We start from the raw sequence: 19,385 nt of genomic DNA, 5'->3' as shown, positions 1-19,385 counted from the left end.
TCTTAAAAAAATAGTAAATTTAGGATATTTTATTTAAAATTTATTTGAATTTATTTTAAGGTTCGGCGCGGGCGCAGGATTGCTATTTATCGGATCTTAGTATGGCATATCTGCGCTAAAACAGTTAGTAAAATTTACTAAGCGTTATATAGTCTTAGTTTATATTAAACGTCGCGATAAGCGCCGATAAAATTTCGCTAAATTTAAAAGTCGTAGCTTAAAGAGAAATTTAAAGCGGGACTATCCGTTTTAAAATTTTCCGGTTTGCTAATAGGAAAAGCCGCCAAAAGATCATAGCTAAAAGAGCCTGAAATATTTCCTCTAAGGCCCACGCCTCCTCCACTAAGCATTTCACCCTCTGCGGGATAATTTTTTCCCTTAGAGCTAAGCTTGCCGACATCAAAGGCCAGGTAGACGCCGTTGTTTTTAAAATACTTATATTCCAAGGTATTTCTTATATAAAAACCGCTATCTCCAAGCAGGCTCATCTGCCCGTCAAACCCTCTAACGCTATAGTATCCGCCGATATTTAGCCTATCTATGGGGCTAAGATGAGTGCTGGCTCTTCTTGCGTAAAGCTCCAGTTCGTAGCTTAAAGGGATAGCGGAGGATCTGGTTTTAAAATTTAACGCGGCGTTTATCAAATGATACCTAGAGCTTCCGCCGCCAAATTCCTCCTCGAGCGCTCTTAGAGCGTTAAACGCTCCGCTAGATTTTAGGTACGAAAGCATCATCTCTACTGAAGAGTTATCAAAGAATACCTTGGATTTTAGCCCAGCCTCATAGCCGCCTTCGCGCTTTCTTTGGTTGCTAAGCTCATAATCTTGTATATAGTTTTTATACTTTTTTTGCCAAATTCTAAAAAACAGAGAATTTTTGGAGTTTTGATTTCTAAAATATACGTAGTTAAGATCCAAATTTCTTCTAACGCTGCTTCCGCTATAGGTATAAAGCTCATACGTTCCGGGCACTATTTGATCATAAGTGTATCTGTTTTGCCAAAAGGACAGAGAAAAGTATCCAAAAGGTATACTAAAGCCCGCATAATAGTTAGCTGATCTGCCACTTTTGCTATCATCTCCTAAAGATTTTTTATCTCCTCTTAAAAAATTTCTACCGTAAGAAGCAAATACGCTCTCGTTTAATCCAAGCAAATTTAGGCCGTAAAGTATAGCTGCGCCTTGGTATTTGCCGCTAGATTTGGAGCCCAGATTATCCGCGCTTAATCTAAGCAATAAAGGAGAGCTTTGCTGCTTAGAGATATTGATATCGGAGTAGCCCTGCTTTGCGGAGGGGCTTAAGCTTATCTCCGCCTCGCTTCTTGAAGCGGCATTGAAATTTTCCATAGCCTGTTCCATATCTCTTAAGCTTAAAAGCTCTCTCCTTTTATCGCCGCCAAATGCGGTAAAGATGCTCCTTTGATTCTTAGCTCTAGAGCCCGGCTCAAGCGAAATCTCGCCTATGCGTCCGGGATGCAGAGCCAAAAGAAGGGTGCCGGAGGAGATGTTTTGCTGGGGGATGGAAACGGATGTAGTGATAAAGCCTGCAGATATGATTTTGTTGTTATACGCTCTTGCCAGAGCTAAAATTTTATCGCTTCCCAAGCAGTCGCCGCTTTTAAATTTAAGCTCTTTTAGGGCGGAGCTTAGAATTCTTTCAAACCCGGGCGGAACGGAATGATCGGAATTCGAGGTAGAACCGATGGACTTAGCGAGAGTTTTTACTTTCGCTCGCCCCAAGTTTTCATCATTTGGTTTAGAGATAATGACGCCCGAGCTGGCATCGTCTTTGGAATTGACGGCTGGAGTTTTCAGATCGTCTTTGTTTTTAGATTCGTAATCCGCTTCGTTAAATTTAGAACCCGCGCTACTTTTCTGCTCGTTTTGCGCTTCTGCGTTAATCAATTTGATCTCATAAATTTTAAAGCAAATTCCTGCTTTCTTGGGCTCCGCGGTTGCGCTTGAAGCGCGAGACTCTTCGCTGCGTATCGTTATGAAGGGATCCTCGGTGCCTTGTCTAATTGATCTTATTCTTTGCTCTTCGGAGTTTATGGCGCCAGAAATATCGGCAGGAATAGCAATTAACGCTTTAGGAGCTAGGCTTAAGCCTATAAAGATAGAGGCCAAAATAAGCTTGACGCTTTTAACGCCGCGGGGTTGCAAAGAGGCTCCTTTAAATTTACTATCGTCATAATAGAATAATGGTTTTTGATAAAACATTGATTGCACCTATTTTTTACGATTGGAATATCGCCGCAAAAGAAAACCTTATAGCTTGAGCATGACAAAAGCATCTATTAGCATATATTCGCTTTTATAGACCTTATCTTCCGCTAGGGCTATCAATTAAAATTGGTGATAATACATTAATTTTTTAAATTTTCGGGTAAAATCTCTTGGATTTTAGTGCTAATTGAGATTTTATATTTTATCATACTCAGAATCTCGATTTTTAATATAGTAGTTTCTCTTAAACTACCTGTATAATCTAGCGTTTTTAGCATTTGAAATTTTTTTGAAAAAATTTACAAAAGCCGTAAAGTATGGCTTTCAAAAAAATCAAAAAATTAAAAATAGGGATGAAATTTGATAGATGGTGTCCCCGACAGGATTCGAACCTGTGGCCTCAAAATTAGGAATTTTGCGCTCTATCCTACTGAGCTACGAGGACAAAATCGGCAATTTAATCGCCGATAATATTCATAACGTCGTCTAGTTTTTTGTGAAGATCTTTGTCATTGATGGGCTTTGTCATAAAGTCATAAGCACCCTTATTTAAAGCCTCTCGTTTAGCGGTCTCGTCCGTCGTAAGGACGATGACGGGGATATGAGCTATACTTTCTCTAGCGTGAAGATTATCTAAAAATTCCAGCCCATTCATCACAGGCATTACAATATCTAATAAAATCAAATCAACGGGCTGAACTTCGAGTACGGCAAGGGCGTCCAAGCCGTTTTTGGCTTGGAGTATGGTTTGGAATTTGCCATATTTTTTTAGCATAACTTCAAGTAGCTTCAAATTTATAGCGTCGTCATCAACCGTTAAAACTTTCAAATCTCTCATTTAAGACCTCATCCTTATATATATTTTTGTGCGAGTTTCTCAAGACCCGACTTGGTGATATTGTAACTAGCGACTTCGCTAAATAGTGGATTTTCATCGTTATCGTTAGAAAATAGCACTAGCTTGGTCGCAGGCGCTTTTCGGCGTAAGCTCTCTAACGCCGCTAAGTCTAGCCCTGCTAGCTTTTTATCAATCAAAACAAGCTTATAGCTGCCCGTAGCCGCCATAGAAATAAGCTGGTCGAAATTACCCGCAATTTCTACGTCTTTATACTGGTGTTTTAATATGCTGGCAAAAATTTTACTTTCCATAATATTTGCCTTGCATATAAGTATATCTTTTGTCGGCACGCGCGCACCTTTAGCTTTCACTACATCATCGGAAACTATGCTTTTTTTAGGAACTAGCTTCATTATCGTCTTAGGCACTTTGACGGTTTTAATGACCGTCTTAGGCACCTGGCGTTTGACAAGCTTTTTAACCAGCTTCTTTGTAGTTCCACCGGCGGGCGCTGCATCGGATCGTTTATCACCGATAAAATTATCTAGCATTTGAGCTAAGATATCTTTTTTGATCGGCTTGGTGCAGTATTCGTCAAGCCCCGCTGCCATAAATTTCTCTCTATCGCCCTTTAGCGCATTGGCAGTAACAGCCACGATCGGGATGTGGCGAAGATTATTCTCGTGTTCGTATTGCTTGATCTGCTTTGTAGATTCGATACCGTCCATAACAGGCATCGAAATATCCATAAATATGAGATCATAGTCGTTATTGGCTTTTCTGGCTTCCAGCGCCAAAAGTCCGTTTTCGACTATCGTCAAATTCATATTAAAGCTATTTAGTGTGTGCTTCATAAGCTTTTGATTGATCTCATTATCCTCCGCAATAAGGATTTTGGCGTTATATTTTCTATTGACCAAAGGTACATTTTCATCGGCAGGATTTCGCTCTACCGGCACTTCAACCTCTTCTTCGACTTCGACATCCTCTTCGACCATAATGGTTTCTTCCTGCTGCTCGTCTTCGTATACAGTGACGGGTACCTCGACCATCTCCTCTTCCTCAGGCTGCGGGATCACTACCGGTTCGACTTTTACGCTAACAGGCTTAATCTCGGGCTCTTCGACATGAATGTTTTGAGTAGCAGGCTCCACCTTCGGAATATCTACAGGCTCCGGCTCAATACTTGGCTCTTCGGCAGGAATATTTTGAGCTGCTGGTTCTACTACTGGCGTTACCGGTTCAGACTCGATATTTGAAGGTTCCTGTTTAACCTCTTCAAGTTTTGGCTCTATAGGTTTTAGTTCAGGCTCAATTGTTATCGGCTCTGGCTCAACAGCGATAGGTTCTGGCTCAATTATCTTTTCAGCTGTACTTTCAGGTTCTGAAAGTTTAACACTTGAAATTTCATCTTCATGAGCAGAAACACTTGAAGTATCAGGCTTCGAAGCTTTAGCGATAGGAATTTCAGGCTCGGTTTTAATGGCTACCGGAATTTCTTCTTCTACGCTTGGAATTTCAACCTTTTTAGCAGGCTCTTGCACCTTGGCGCTCGGTTTGATATCCGAAAGATCGATATCTATATCAGGAATTTCAATCTTAGCATTAGGCATCTCAACCTTAGCCTTTGGAATTTCTACTTTCGCAGGCTCAGCCTTTACTTCTTCTTCCTCTTTTTTGATCTTAGGTAGCTCTATTTCGATATCGGAAAGATCAATGCTAGGAGTTTCGGCTTTAGGAGCCTGGGTCTGCGTCGCATGTGTTTTGAGCCCCACAAAATCATCAGGAATTTCCAAAGATATAGGCTCATCGATATCGGTCTGGGCATCCTTTGTGCTTGAAGGCTCTACCTTTGGCTTTTCTGCGTGCGGGATTACTATTTCAGGAATATCGATATTGATCTTTGGTGATTCAGGCCCTGTCTTTTCAATCTTAATATCACTCATAGGCTCGATATCTATAGGCTTAATGACCGGCTCTTCTGCTTTAGGAGCTTCTTTTTTGAGCTCTTGAGCAATACTAGGCTTGCTAACAGCCTCCTCTTTATGCGCAGAATGAGCCTCGGCATCATGCGTACGTCTTCTGCTTTGCAAGATAGCACGTAGCTCGTCTACCGACGAAGTAGTAGCATGTCGTAATTCATCGAGCTTGTTGATGATAGGTCTTTCTTTTACTACCGGCTCTTCCATAATCATTTCATCAGCGACGATAGGCTTTTCTACCTCGGTATCCAGCTTAATCTCATGCGTCTGTGGAGCAAAATCCGATCTGCTTAGAGCAATTCCGGATTTTGAAATTTTATCTAGCGTCTTAACGAATTTAGTTAAGTTAAAAGGCTCTGTGAGGGTAAAAATTTTAGAATTTGAAATACTAATACTTTGAAGCTCTTTTGGCTTAAGAGTTAAGATCGTAGGCATACTCAATATATCGCTAACCTCGCCGTAATTCTTAAATCTAGTGATAAGAGCATCATATTTGTTATTATTTTGCGCTGAGCGGAACTGCGCGTTTGTATTAAATATCGAAATTTTACCGCCTAGCTTGCTGATATAGTTTTTAACGATATCATTATACATCGTATCGGCGCTATCGGCTAAAAGCGCAAAATTTAGCCCTTTGATACTTTCAAATACTGCGTCTGCATCGGTCTTTTGTGTCTCTTTAAAAGCAAGGGTGAAGTAAAATCTAGTACCCTTTCCTACGGTAGATTTGACCTGAAGCTTACCGCCCATCATCGCTACGTATTTAGACGAAATCGTAAGTCCAAGACCTGTTCCGCCGTATTTGCGCGTGATTGTAGAGTCAGCTTGAGAGAAGGCGTTAAATACATTTGCGAGCTTATCTTCAGAAATTCCAATGCCGGTATCTTCTACGCTAAACGTTACGATCGCCTCTCCTGGAGCTTTACTAGGCTCCCTTAAAATTTCAACTACGATAGTGCCGTGCTCAGGCGTAAATTTGACAGCATTTGACATGAGGTTGATAAGAACCTCTTTGATCTTCGTGATGTCTCCGTATAGGTGGTGCACGAGTGTAGGATCGATGTAGAGCAGGATGTCGATATTCTTTTCGGCAGCCTTGGCTACGTAAATTTCAACCGCGCTTTCGAAATCTTGGATAGGATTAAATAAGATATCCTCAAGCTCGACCTTATTGCTTTCTATCTTGGATACATCCAAAATGTTATTAATGATCGTTAGAAGGTTTTCGGACGATTTTTCGATGGTATCAACATAATCGCGCTTCTCCTCATCCAAATCGGTATTTTTAAGAAGCTCCGTAAAGCCGATGATGCCGTTAAGCGGCGTCCTGATCTCATGCGACATATTGGCCAAAAAGATCGATTTTGCCTTATTAGCATCCTCCGCAGCGCCCTTTTGATACGCAATCAGATCGAGCGCGTCCTCGATAAGCGAATATGCCTTGTTAACACCCTCACTAGTCCTAACGTCGATATGCTCGTGCTGATTCGTCAAATCGCCGATTCGGCTAAGCACGTTGCCGAGGTCGGTAACGTTCTGTCTTAAACGTCTTGTAATACCCAAGGCAAAAACAACCAAAATAGCCGCTAAAACCCATATACCAAGAGCAATAAATAGGTTTCTTAGTCTTTGCGCTAGATAAGTATCAGCATGCGCCGCAAGCTCAGCATTGATCTTTTCAGAAATTTCGCTTAGCTTTTTATATTTAAGTGTAGTAGAGGCAAACCACTCTTGAAAGGGCACGCTATAGTGTCCTTCGTCCGCTTCTTGCTGCAATGTGGCTGAAATTTTAGCAGTTTCTCTTAATGCATTTTGAAATTCCTCTCCGTCTAGAATTTTTAAAATTGCAGCTCTAGCATCAGATTCCGGCAAGAAGTAGTAATTAGGAAGCGAACTAGATAGGTTGAAGCTAGCCCAAGTCCTTAACTGCGCCTGATTCATCGCCTTGCTGCCGATGATATATTCGATAATATAGTCGCGCTCCGATGCGGTGGCGTCCATCGCCTCGTAGGTATTGAGCAATGAAACCGTCCAAACGGTGATATTTGAGCTTACGAGACCCTCTCTTAGCACTCGTTGGATTGTTTTTACATCATCGTCGAATTTTTGAAAATATGAGCTGAAAAGCTCACCAAAGCTTTTACTTTGAGCATCGACATCCCTTCTTACCTGCGGAAGTTTGTCTAATAAACCGTCTATATCGGCCTCGGCAGCCAAAAGCTCGTCATTACCGGTGCCGTAAGCGAAAATATCAAAAATAGTCTTTTTTACGACATTTTCACTGATATTTTTGCTTTCTTTATACTTTGCAAGCGCATCGTCGGTTTTTTTACGTTGACCCGATAGAAGAGTTCCCATACCGGGGTTTCCCTCGCTACCCAAAAACGCCGAAGTGATACCGCGCTCTTTATCTACCTGCTCTACTAACGCTGCGAGATTGCTATTTTTAGCAATCTGCTGCTGCAAAATTCCCACTCTGGCGTAATCCTGCAAAGAGATAAACAAGAAATATGATGCAAACGCGAAAATCAAAAGTAACGGGATACCGCTAACAAGTCTCAAAGCACTTGTAGTATTTAAATTCATACAAAATCCTTCAAAGCGCAGCTTACGCGACGTTAAATTTTATTCAACCGGAGAAACGAAGTCGCTTCCGTCACGCTAGGCGGAGACGATTTAGCCGTCCTGCAAAGTTAATGGGTGATTTTACTAAACAAATCTTTAAATATAGCTTTTTGCGTTAGGTTTTCGTTAATGATTGTTTAAAATTTTTTCAGCGGTTTGGATATTCGTAAGTGATCTGATCTCATCGAAGCTAGCCGTATAAATGCTCTCAAAATCGCCGTAAAAGTCCAAAAGCTTCTTCAGGCTTCCCTTGCTAACGCCCAAGCTTAGCAGTTTTGAGCTTTGCAAATCGAGTTTGCGTTTGCTCTTTTGGTGAAATGAGATCGCAAAGCGGTGCGCTTCATCGCGCAGGCGCTGAAAAAATTGAAGTTTTTTATCGTCCGTAGGCAGCGAAAAAATTCCGCTCTTTGTGCAAATTTTATCTTTCGCAGCCCCCTTTGCGCGGTGAGCTTTGGCGTCGATCTTTTCCTTAGAGATAGCGATTATATCGACGTTTGCTCCGACGCTGCAAATTATTTCCTCTGCCAAGTTTAGCAGAGCCGTTCCGCCGTCGATGAGCCACAGATCTGGCGCTGCAAGCTCGTCAAATTTAAGCGCGCGGCTAGTTAGATACTCGCGCATCTGATCGTAGTCGTTGTTTGAGCTAAGGTGCTTGTGGCGGTAGTTTTGCTTGTTAAACTCGCCGTCTTGAAAGCTTATCATAGCCCCCACGGCCGCGGCGCCGAACATATGCGAATTGTCGAAAACTTCGATATTTACGGGCAAATTCGTAAGATTAAAATAATCCTTCAGCTCCTGCAAAAATGCGTAATCGTGCGTTTTTAGATGCTTTTTGATATTGATCTCGCAGTTTTGATATGCAATCTCGCAAATTTTACGCTTCTCGCCGATTTTCGGCGCGTAAATTTTAAAGGCTCTTTCATGCCGCTTGGATAAAATTTCGCATACCAGATCCGAATCGTCAAACTCGTCGTAGACGTAAATTTTAGCGCACGCCACGGGAGCCGCGGCCGGGAAGGCGCTTAAGATCATCTGCTTGTAGGCGTTTGCGATATCATCGGCGCTTGGGGCTTTGCAGTTAATTATATGCGAGCTTGAAGCCGAAATTTTACCCTCGCGTATGCTAAAATGCACGGCGCAGACGAGCCCGTCGCGTGCGGCAATCGCAAAGACCTCGAAATCATCGAGCTTTGCCAGATCGACTTCCACCTTTACGTTCATCTGCTTTAAAATTTCAATTTTATCGCGGATCTGCGCGGCTTCCTCGAAATTTTCGCTCTGCGCTAGCCGCGCCATCCGATCCTGAAGCTGCGGCACCATCTTTTGCGGATTTTTCAGAGCCGCAAGCGCGCTCTGTACGATACGAGCGTAATCCTGCTTTGAAATTTTATCCTCGCACGGAGCGGCGCAGCGCCCGATCTGGTGGAACAAACAGGCCTTCTTGCCCTTGACGCAATTTTTCTTCTGCACGAGCGGAAACTGCATGTAAAGGGTCTGTAAAATTTCCTTCGCGCCGTGAAAATAGGGGCCGAAGTATCTGATGTTTTTGCCCTTTACGATCTTTCGCGTGATCTCAAAGCGCGGAAAGTCGTCGTCTAAATTTACGTAGATATACGGGTAGGTCTTATCGTCGCGCAGTAGGATGTTGTACTTGGGCTTAAGCTGCTTGATGAAGGAATTTTCTAGTATCAGCGCGTCGCTCTCGCTGGGCGTTACGATGTATTCTAAATGCGCCGCCTCGCTTATCATCTTGGCGATGCGCGCGCTTAAGCGCGGGCTCGGCGCGAGAGCAGGCGTGAAAGAGAAGTAGCTTTTGACGCGATTTTTTAAAATTTTAGCCTTGCCAACGTATAGCAGCTTGCCCGCGGCGTCGAAGTACTGATACACGCCGGGTGCGGCAGGCAAGCTCTTAATCTCCTCTATTAGCAAGGATCAGCCCTCTTATCTCTTCAAAAATTTTATAAATTTGCGGATCTTGGATTTTGTTTTTAAACTCCCCCTTTGCGCGCTCCAAAGATAAAGCTTCGCCATCCAGGCGCAAATGAGCTTTATAAATTTGCGCCCTTCTTCTGCTCATTACTCTATCTGCGACAAAAAATTTTATCTCACGCACGCCGCAAAGCTCCGCCGTCTCTCTAGCGGCTACGAAGCGCTTTAATACGTCTTTTATTAAATTTATATTACTATCGCGTTTTAGTTCGCAAAGCCCCGCCGGATGCTTCGCGGCTATCATCAAAATGCCATCTTTGACGTAGATGAAAGCGATCAGCCTTTGCCAACTAAGCGGCAAAATCGCTAAAAACTCGCCTCTTTCTCGCATCTTGGCATATAAAGGATTTTTTCTGATATGAGCGATTATTTCTCTTGCATTTTCCATAGACGGATTTTAGCATTTTTTATCTTAGTTTTGCTTAGCGGCTGCGGATACAAAGCACCGCCGTTTTATTCCGACGACGATGGGAGCTCTAGCGCTACCGCCCAAAATGCGGACGCTAATAGCACAAGCAGCGATAAAGGCAGCGTTAGAATTTTACGCGATAAATAGCCTACTTTTAGCTTTGCTTTGTTATACTTTTAAAAATTTTTACAAAGGAATTTCATGCAAACAGCAGACATTTTAGTGCTGGACTTCGGCTCTCAATACACCCAGCTGATCGCTAGGCGCTTGCGCGAGCAAGGCGTTTACACCGAGCTGATCGCATACGACGCGCCGATCGATAAGATAAAAGCGAAAAACCCCAAAGGTCTTATTTTAAGCGGCGGACCCGCTAGCGTTTACGCCAAGGATGCGTATTTTTGCGACGATAGAATTTTTGAGCTTGGAATTCCAATTTTAGGTATCTGCTACGGCATGCAGCTCATCGCGCATAAATTTGGCGCTAGCGTCGTGCCTGCGGGTAAAAAAGAGTATGGCAAAGCCTCTTTGAAACTGCTTCGCGCTAGCAAGCTATTTGGCGGCGTAGAGGATAACTCTACTGTCTGGATGAGTCACTCAGACAAGGTCGAAAGCCTGCCGGCGGGCTTTGAGGTGATGGCAAGCTCGGACGAGAGTGAGTGGTGCGTATTCGGCGACGAGATTCGTAAAATTTATGCGCTACAGTTTCACCCCGAGGTTTGTCACAGCGAGTTTGGCGATAGAATTTTAAAAAATTTTGCCAAAGAGATCTGCGGAATAACCAGCACTTGGAACATGGGCAGCTTCGCCAAAGAGCAGATGATCAAAATAAAAGAGCGCGTAGGCAGCGCCAAAGTGCTTTGCGCGGTAAGCGGCGGCGTGGATAGCTCGGTCGTAGCGGCACTTTTGGCGCATGCGGTGCCGCAGAGCCTAATAGCGGTTTTCGTCGATAACGGACTACTCCGCACGGGCGAGCGCAAGGCAGTAGAGGAGATGTTTAGGCTCAAACTCGGCGTGAGCTTAGACGTGATCGATGCTAGCGAGCTATTTTTAAGCAGACTAAAAGGGGCGGTCGATCCGGAGCAAAAACGCAAAATCATCGGCGCGACCTTCATTGAAGTTTTCAGCAAAGAAGCAGCAAAACACAAAAACGTAAAATTTCTAGCCCAAGGCACGCTCTACACTGACATCATCGAAAGCTCGGTCGCAGGCTCAAGCAAGACAATTAAAAGCCATCACAACGTAGGCGGCCTGCCTAAGGATATGAAATTTGAACTGATCGAGCCTCTGCGCGAAATTTTTAAAGACGAGGTGCGCCAGCTGGGGCTTGAGCTAGGCCTTTCGCGCGAAGTCGTTTTCCGCCATCCATTCCCCGGCCCGGGCCTTGCGATCCGCATAATGGGCGAAGTAAATACGCCGAGCCTCGAGCTACTGCGAAAAGCCGACGTAATCCTGCGCGACGAGCTAAAATCAAGCGGCTGGTACAACAAAACGTGGCAGGCGTTTTGCGTACTGCTAAACGTGCACTCCGTGGGCGTCATGGGCGATAACCGCACCTACGAAAACGCCGTGTGCATACGCGTAGTGGACGCCAGCGATGGCATGACGGCTAGCTTCTCGCGCCTGCCGTACGACCTGCTAGAAAACGTCTCTCGCCGCATCATAAACGAAGTGCCCGGCATCAACCGCGTAGTTTACGACATCTCGAGCAAACCGCCTGCGACGATAGAATGGGAGTAAAATTTGGTCAGGCTTAAATTTTGAAATATCTAACAAGTAAGTATGAGTATGAAAGCATTAAAACGTATTGCTTTCATATCGTTTTTGATATAAACGATGAAGGACGGGTATATCAAAAAATAGATGAGTGGAATGAGGAAATTTTTAATGAAATTCCATTCTTTGCACTCGGTAAAAAAAGAGCTTTAAAGATTTCATCGGAATCTAGTCCTAGAAAAGCTACTAGGGACGGCATGGAGTTGCTTTATAAAGTTAAAGAGATTAAAGAAGCTAACGAATATTTCATATCGGCAGATGAGGATGCAGAAGATAAATATTTAAAGCGTGGCGAATTTGGAGAGCTTATACTATATTATTTACTGGAAAGACAATTTAATAAACCACAACTTATATCCAAAATATATTTTAAAGATAGTCCAAGCGGAATGGTTCATGGTTTTGATGCGGTTCATTATGACAAAGAGAAGAATGAACTCTGGATAGGTGAGAGTAAATTTTATAAAAGCCTATCAAATGCATTACAGGATCTGGCTAATGATTTATTTGGGCATTTTAATGTTAATTTTTTTGATTCTGAATTTGCAATCATCAATAATAGATTAAGCGATTATTATGACGATAAAGAAGTGAGTGATGAAATAAGGAAATTAATTAAATCTAGTACTTTTATACAAAGACTATCAAATATAAATGCTTGCTTTTTTGCACTATTTGATAGTAAAATTTTAGACAATTTTAAATTTAACGATTCAGGAAATACGCATAACGATTTTAAAGATATATTGGAGAAATTTGCAAAAGATACTAGAAAAAAATTTGATCAAAAAATTAAAGATTTTGGCAATAAATATAGACTTAAAATAAATTTATTTTTGTTTCCGGTAGAAAGTAAATTTAAGCTAGTAAAGCAGCTACACGAAAAATTAAAAAAAGAGCAAAATTAATGTTTGAAATTTTAGATTTGTCAGATTTAAATAAGAGTTTTAAAATAGCCAAAGAAATTTCGGCCAATGAAGATATGGATAGCCTGATCTTGGTCTTAGAAAACTGGAAGTACGTTAATGAAAATATAAGACCTGTTTTTATTGATTTAATTGAAAGTTTTGGTTTTTATCCATATTTAAAAGATAAAAATGAATTGCTTAATACTGCTGCATTAGTTAGGTGCGAGTACCACAAATCTAAATTTATAAACGATTTTGAAAATAATAGAGTAGCGTTTCACTACTGGCAGAAGGTATTAGAGGAAAAAATCTCAAATAGACAAAATTTACTTATCTCCGCACCTACTAGTTTTGGTAAAAGCTTACTAATACAAGAATTTGTAGCAAGAAAAAAATATAGCAATATATTAATTATTCAGCCGACATTGGCACTAATTGATGAAACTAGAAAAAAGCTCCAAAATTATCAAGATTTTTATAATATCGTGGTTAATACAAGCCAGGATATAAATGAAACAAACAACTTGTTTATTTTAACCAGTGAGCGAGTTTTAGATATTTTACCCAAAATTAACAATATAGATTTATTTATAGTTGATGAATTTTATAAAATATCAAACCATAAACACGACGATAGAGTCAGCCAATTAAACATTGCATTTTACAAAGTAATGTTTAGAAATCCGCAATTAATATTATTGACTCCATCGGTAGATAGCGTTGATAATGATTTTATTAAAAAATATAGTCTAAATTTCTTTAAAACGGAGTATTCATTAGTAAGACAAGAATTGGAAAAAATAAGCTGTAGTTCCAAGGAAGAAAGGAAAATGAAGCTGTTTGGGCTATTAAATAGTTTAAGTGAGCCTACTATAGTTTATGTTAAATCCCCTGCTCAAGCAGAAGAATTGTCAAATGAATTTATTAGAGATAATAAAAAAGGCACAGAAAATACTTTCCCAATTTTTGAATGGATTGATGAAAACGTTTCCGTAAAATGGAATTTAAAAAAATACTTACAAAAAGGTATAGGTTTACATAACGGTCAATATCCTAGGCATATTGTTAATGCTCAACTCGACTATTTTAATAACAATAAAATAAATATATTATTTGCAACTACCTCATTAATAGAGGGTGTAAACACTGTCGCAAAAAATATTATCATATATGATATGCGCAAAGGCACAAGCAAGCTGACTTATTTTGATTTTAATAATATCAAGGGGCGTGCTGGAAGAATGATGAAATACTATACTGGAAAAGTATATTGTTTTGATGATCCTCCAAGGCAAGAGATGGAAAATATAGATGTTCCCATAGTTACTCAAGATGATAGTCTGCAGAGTGAAATTTTAATTAATCTAAATAATGAAGATATAAAAGACCAAAAGAGAAGAATATATGAAGAATTAATTAAAGATTTACCTGCAGATTTATTGCAAATTTTTAAATCGAACTATTATAGTATTGAAAAGCAAAAGCACCTTTATAATTGCTTAAAGGGTAGAAAAAAGATATTGAATCAATTGAGCTGGGATGCACCAATTCCTACTTATAAAACATTATCTCGTACATTATGTATAGTAGATCATTTATTGGAAGGCAATAAAGGAGATAGTTATAAATTCTTAGCTCAAAAATGCCATCAAATAATCCGGGGTGGAAATTTGCACTCTATTATAAGTAATGAGATTAAGTATCAGCATACGCTAGATGCCAATCGAGGTAAGAATGAAGAGAGTATCATTAACTTATCTGTTTCAAAAGTATTTGGTTTTATCAGAAATCAAGCCAAATTCGAAATACCTAAAAGGCTTAGTGTATTAGAAAGCATTGTAAATTATCTCAATGGCAAACAAGCTGCTAATTATTCTGCATTTATTTCTATTCTGGAACATGAAGGAGTGGATAATAAGTTAAGTATACTTTTAGATTTTGGAGTTCCCGCCTCCGCGTTAAAAAAGTTTAAAGATATGCCCAATAACAATATTATTGAATATGTGAAAAAGAATTTTGAAAAAATTGATTTAAGTACATATGAGGTTGACATATTAAAGAAATTATGATTTGTCATTTTTTATCATTGGTTTTTAAAAAAAAGATAACCCCTATCAACAAATCGCTTGAAAACTTTAGCTACAATGACGCGCAAATTTACAAAAGGAAGAAAATGAGTAAAATTTACAATCTAAACGCCGATATGAAAGTGATCGCAAAAAGCGTCGTTAGCAAGAGATTTTTGATTGCGGAAACACTCACGTTGAGGTGTTTGCCTTTAACGATGCCAAGTGCAAGATCTGATTAGCGCGGAACAAAAGTATCGGTAAGAGATGTCAGATAAATATAGCGCAATTGCTTTAAATTTAAAATATGCTGCCCACAAAATCTGTGCGACATAGAAATTCAACCACCTATCGGTGCATGGCCGTGAATTAATTAAAGAGAATAAACTACGTAAACGATCGAAATTTATGCGGATAAATTTGCCCGCAAAGCACGGCTCAAATGTCGATTAAATCGGTAGCGAGCGCCGCGCAAATAGTGTAAATTTAAAAGCAATAATTCAAGTATTAGCATGCGCGCCGATAAAACCGCTAGCGCAAATTAAAAGCGATAAATCGCGCTGTGTTCTTTGCGCACAAACAAAAGGAGCGACCGATGAAAATTTTATGGCAAAGTAGGCTTCAAAACAGACTTCGCGATATCGGCGAAAACATCCTGATAAAGGGCGATCGCGCATTTTACGCAGGCGATAACGACGAGCAAAAGCAGATGAAGCTTAGAAAATTTTCGCTTGCAAGCGGCGAGCAGCTAGCTAGCGCGCCTTTCCGCGATTTTACCCGTGCCGCGACCTTTGACGATGACGGCCGCACGCTCGTAGTTTTGGGCTTTATTGACACGATTTATAAATTTAACGCCGCGGATCTCGCGCTCATCTCAAAGCACAAAAAGGGCGTGCTAAAATACGGCAACTTTATCGCGCTAAGTAGCAAGGACGGCGATAAAAAGGCTATTACGGCGACCGATGACACGCTTTTTATTTACGATTTTAAGACGCAGGCGGGCACGCGAAAGCGATTAAAGGGCTGCGCGGAGATTTTTAAGCAGGATGAGCTAAATTTCTTGATTTTTACGCGCTCGGGTCAAATTTACCGCCTAAATTTGAGCAGTTGCGAGCTTAAAATCATCGCTAAAGCTTGCCCTATGACGCAGGTGCAGCGCGCGGGCGGCGGATACTGCATTCGCGTGGGCGAAGCGGGCGAAAACGGCGAAATAGAGGGTGCTAACGAGCTTGTTTTTACGGACGCGAATTTTAACGTTAAATTCCGCGTGAAGCTGGACTTTGATTTCGATAAATTCGAGCTTGCGGCGGATGAATCAGACGGCTGGCGCGGGCACTTTATAAACGAGCTGAATGAGCTGAGGATTCTTAATCTCATGCGTAGCGAAGCGGGCGGCTTCGAGAACGGCGGCTCGGGCGAATTTACTCAGGGCGAGGCGAGTAAATCCAGGTGCGAAGCGATGGATAAATTTGAACAAAATGATCCCGCCCGATATCTCGCGACAAAGCCTATTTTGACGCATAAATTTAAACAAAAAGGCGCGAGAATTTTAGGCGTCGTTGCGGCTGCTTCTTGCCGGGCTGCGAGCACAAAATACGAAGCGAAGCAGAAGGGCGCATTTGCCGAGCAAAATTTTACGTCCGAGGGCGGCCGCCGCGACGAAAATAAGAGATCTGCTCGTCGCGCGCCAGGCAAAGACGAAATGTATGCGCACCGCATGCCGGAGAAAAATGAATGGCGGCAACATACGCCCGAATGCACCCGCGATCTCGTACTAGTCGATAACGCTTACGACGAGGACGCGGAGCAAATTTTAACCTGCTATGAGATCTAAGCCATGGTCCAAGCACACCCATATTCCTGATTTAAAATTTGCAGCTATGATTTCACGCCTTTAATTAAGGCAGGTTTGCTAAAAAAATTTTATATAGAATTCTACCAAGGCGCGGAAATACCCGTTTAAAAATTCTACGAAATGCAGGCGAGGTCGTTGCAAAGCGTCGCGGCTAGCGATGAGTACAGCGCAACGGCAAGTATAAATCTTAACGCCCTAAGTGCAAGCAAATTTAAAGCGCTCTTAAGAGGCATGCGCGAAATTTTATCCCGAGCAACCGGATAAATTTCATGACTCGCACGCCCGCACCATATCAAATTTAAAATTTCAGATCAACAACGATTTGTATGGCGCGACCGCGCCCTTTCGCCGCTATCAGCACTTGACGTTTTTTGCCTTGCTATCTTGCATCGCGCGGAAAAATTCCGCCCTGCTTAGCGGGACTTCGTCAGGATGAGCGCTTCTGAAATGGCGCAGGTAGCCCTCGTAATCGCCGAGCCCGATGAGTGGCGCAAGCGCGGCATCCGCGCGCGCCAAAAACCTCGCCACGGCCCTTGGGGCTGCGAGCGGATTAAATTTAAACTTTTTCATAAACGCCCCTATCTATGTGCTCGCTTTCTGCCAGTTTGAAATACCCCTCGTTCGCGCCGCCTTTTGAAATTTTAAGGCACATTCGGATCGTTTGGGCGATGACTATGATCGTAACGACGACGAAAAGAGCGCATAGCACGGCGTCGATGACGTTATTTCTGATGATAGCCTGTGCCTTTTCGATCGCCGCGGGATCGCTCAGGCTAGCGAGCTTGGCGGCGGTATTTTGCGCGATAGCCACGTGGCTTACCGCGTCGTGCACGCGCTCGCCGTTAGCCGGCATCAGCTTTAAGATCGTCGCATAAAGCGTGGTTATAAGCACCCAAATCGCAGGAGCGATCGTGACGAAGGCGTATTTTTGCTTGCCCATTTTAAAAAGCACCACCGTCGCAAGCAGCAGCGCGATGCCCGCGAGCATCTGATTGGACGCACCGAAAAGCGGCCACAGCGTGTAAATTCCGCCCATAGGATCGGTAACGCCGCTGTAAAGCAGATAGCCCCAGCCCGCCACGCAGATCACCGTCGCGATGATGCCGTAGAGGGAATTTTTAGTATCGGAGAATGGCTTATAAACGTTGCCTAAAATTTCTTGCACCATAAAGCGCCCGGTGCGCGTGCCCGCATCGACTGCGGTCAGAATAAACAGCGCCTCAAACAAAATCGCGAAATGGTACCAAAACGCCATCAGCTCCTTGCCGCCGATGATCTGATGCAGAAGCATCGTTAGCCCCATCGCAAAGGTAGGAGCGCCGCCCGTGCGGCTCATCATCGTGGTTTCGCCGACGTTTGAAGCCAAGGCTCCGATCTGCTCAGGCGTAATGCTAAATCCGATAGAGTTTATATACGCCGCAGCGCTTACCGCGTCTTTGCCCAGTACCGCGGCGGGTGAGTTGATAGCGAAGTATTCGCCCGGGCTTAGGATGCACGCCGCTACGAGCGCCATTACGCCCACGAGGCTCTCCATAAGCATCGAGCCGTAGCCGATGAAAAGAGCGTGGGTTTCGCGCTCGAGCATCTTCGGCGTCGTGCCGCTGGAGATCAGCGCGTGAAAGCCCGAAATCGCGCCGCATGCGATCGTGATAAATAAAAACGGAAATATCGGACCTGCAAAAACGGGACCCGTACCGTCGATAAATTTTGTCGTAGCGGGCATTTTAAGCTCGGGCGCGACAAAGATTATCGCGACCGCCATGCCGATGATGACGCCGAGCTTAAGGAAGGTACTTAGATAATCGCGCGGCGCAAGCAGCAGCCACACGGGCAAAATCGCCGCGATAAAGCCGTAGCCGATCGTAAGAAGCGCGAGCGTCTCGCCCTTTAGCGAAAAAACGTCGTGCCAGTACGGATCGATCGAGACGTAATGCCCGCCCCAAAGCGCAAGCATCAACAAAACAAAGCCGATGATCGATGCCTCGCTGACCTTGCCCGGGCGCAAAAACCTCATGTAAATTCCCATAAATATGGCGATCGGTATAGTCATCGCGATCGTAAAAAGCCCCCACGGCGAGTTTGCGAGCGCCTTTACGACGACCATCGCCAAAATCGCCACGATGATCAGCATGATGAAAAAAATTCCGATCATCGCGATGCCGCCCGTGAGCTTACCCATCTCCTCTTTTATCATCTCGCCTAGGCTCTTGCCGCCGCGTCGCGTGGATAGCACGAGCACGATGAAATCATGCACCGCGCCTGCAAGCACGACGCCTACCAAAAGCCAAATAGTGCCGGGCAGATAGCCCATCTGTGCGGCCACTACGGGACCTACGAGCGGTCCGGCGCCTGCGATAGCGGCGAAATGGTGGCCAAAAAGGACGTATTTGTTCGTAGGGACGTAATCGCGTCCGTCGTTTCGGATCACCGCAGGAGTTGCGCGACGATCATCGAGTTCAAAGACGCGATACGCGATAAAGCGCCCGTAGAAGGTGTATCCGATCAGATAGATGCACGCGCTGGCTATTACGAGCCAGACGGCGCTGATACTCTCGCCCTTATTTAGCGCAAGTACGCCGAAACACCACGCCCCTATGACGGCGACCGCCGCCCAAAGGATCTTTTGCCAAAATTTCATGCTCACTCCTTAAAGCTTAACGAGCGGCTTTGGCGCAATTCGTCGTTTAACAAACGGCTTGCGCCTTTAAAGCGGGG

General features: G+C 43.1%; 13 protein-coding genes and 1 tRNA gene. 6 read left to right on the top strand and 8 right to left on the bottom strand.

Annotated elements, in window-relative coordinates:
* Positions 1–203 precede the first annotated feature (203 nt).
* The 6 genes from CGRAC_RS02340 to CGRAC_RS02315 all read right to left on the bottom strand — a co-directional run bounded on the left by CGRAC_RS02340 (position 204) and on the right by CGRAC_RS02315 (position 9,990).
* A complete protein-coding gene (locus CGRAC_RS02340) occupies positions 204–2,219 on the bottom strand; it encodes a ShlB/FhaC/HecB family hemolysin secretion/activation protein (RefSeq protein ID WP_005869484.1) in 2,016 nt (671 codons plus the stop codon).
* Between the two features lie 374 nt (positions 2,220–2,593).
* Positions 2,594–2,670 (bottom strand) — tRNA-Arg (locus CGRAC_RS02335).
* A 12-nt stretch (positions 2,671–2,682) separates the two neighbouring features.
* Positions 2,683–3,063, bottom strand: a complete 381-nt coding sequence (locus CGRAC_RS02330) for a response regulator (RefSeq protein WP_005869488.1) — start codon at positions 3,061–3,063, stop codon at positions 2,683–2,685.
* A 14-nt stretch (positions 3,064–3,077) separates the two neighbouring features.
* Entirely contained in the window at positions 3,078–7,631 is a 4,554-nt protein-coding gene (locus CGRAC_RS02325) for an ATP-binding protein (protein ID WP_005869490.1), read from the bottom strand.
* A gap of 165 nt (positions 7,632–7,796) precedes the next feature.
* Positions 7,797–9,599 carry an excinuclease ABC subunit UvrC gene (gene uvrC / locus CGRAC_RS02320; protein ID WP_005869493.1) on the bottom strand — a complete coding sequence of 601 codons (1,803 nt, stop codon included), beginning with the start codon at positions 9,597–9,599 and terminating at the stop codon, positions 7,797–7,799.
* Positions 9,580–9,990 carry a hypothetical protein gene (locus CGRAC_RS02315; protein ID WP_050346292.1) on the bottom strand — a complete coding sequence of 137 codons (411 nt, stop codon included), beginning with the start codon at positions 9,988–9,990 and terminating at the stop codon, positions 9,580–9,582. Before CGRAC_RS02315 ends, uvrC begins: the two co-directional genes overlap by 20 nt.
* 27 nt (positions 9,991–10,017) lie before the next feature.
* On the opposite strand from CGRAC_RS02315, the gene CGRAC_RS02310 reads away from it, so the two are divergent.
* From CGRAC_RS02310 to CGRAC_RS02285, 6 genes are all read left to right on the top strand, one after another.
* Positions 10,018–10,215 carry an LptM family lipoprotein gene (locus CGRAC_RS02310; RefSeq protein ID WP_005869497.1) on the top strand — a complete coding sequence of 66 codons (198 nt, stop codon included), beginning with the start codon at positions 10,018–10,020 and terminating at the stop codon, positions 10,213–10,215.
* A 54-nt stretch (positions 10,216–10,269) separates the two neighbouring features.
* Positions 10,270–11,805: a glutamine-hydrolyzing GMP synthase gene (gene guaA, locus CGRAC_RS02305; protein ID WP_005869498.1), complete on the top strand. Its 1,536-nt coding sequence runs from the start codon at positions 10,270–10,272 to the stop codon at positions 11,803–11,805.
* 20 nt (positions 11,806–11,825) lie between these two features.
* Positions 11,826–12,749, top strand: coding sequence for a HamA C-terminal domain-containing protein (locus tag CGRAC_RS02300; RefSeq protein WP_005869499.1), 924 nt, complete (start codon positions 11,826–11,828; stop codon positions 12,747–12,749).
* On the top strand, positions 12,749–14,818 hold the full coding sequence (locus CGRAC_RS02295; protein WP_005869500.1) for a DEAD/DEAH box helicase: 2,070 nt from the start codon (positions 12,749–12,751) through the stop codon (positions 14,816–14,818). Before CGRAC_RS02300 ends, CGRAC_RS02295 begins: the two co-directional genes overlap by 1 nt.
* Before the next feature lie 104 nt (positions 14,819–14,922).
* Positions 14,923–15,057: a hypothetical protein gene (locus CGRAC_RS12680; protein ID WP_256640061.1), complete on the top strand. Its 135-nt coding sequence runs from the start codon at positions 14,923–14,925 to the stop codon at positions 15,055–15,057.
* 353 nt (positions 15,058–15,410) lie between these two features.
* Positions 15,411–16,649, top strand: coding sequence for a WD40 repeat domain-containing protein (locus CGRAC_RS02285; protein WP_005869502.1), 1,239 nt, complete (start codon positions 15,411–15,413; stop codon positions 16,647–16,649).
* Positions 16,650–17,024: 375 nt separating this feature from the next.
* Here CGRAC_RS02285 and kcuS read toward each other — a convergent pair whose 3' ends face one another.
* Complete coding sequence (gene kcuS, locus CGRAC_RS02280; protein ID WP_005869506.1) at positions 17,025–17,240, bottom strand: KCU-star family selenoprotein; 216 nt, start codon at positions 17,238–17,240, stop codon at positions 17,025–17,027.
* Positions 17,227–19,308 carry a carbon starvation CstA family protein gene (locus CGRAC_RS02275; RefSeq protein ID WP_005869507.1) on the bottom strand — a complete coding sequence of 694 codons (2,082 nt, stop codon included), beginning with the start codon at positions 19,306–19,308 and terminating at the stop codon, positions 17,227–17,229. Before CGRAC_RS02275 ends, kcuS begins: the two co-directional genes overlap by 14 nt.
* Positions 19,309–19,385 lie beyond the last annotated feature (77 nt).

Source organism: Campylobacter gracilis (assembly GCF_001190745.1).
GTDB classification, from domain to species: Bacteria; Campylobacterota; Campylobacteria; order Campylobacterales; family Campylobacteraceae; genus Campylobacter_B; species Campylobacter_B gracilis.
The sequence above is the reverse complement of the archived record's forward strand: the minus strand, read 5'-3'. Positions and strand labels throughout refer to the sequence as shown.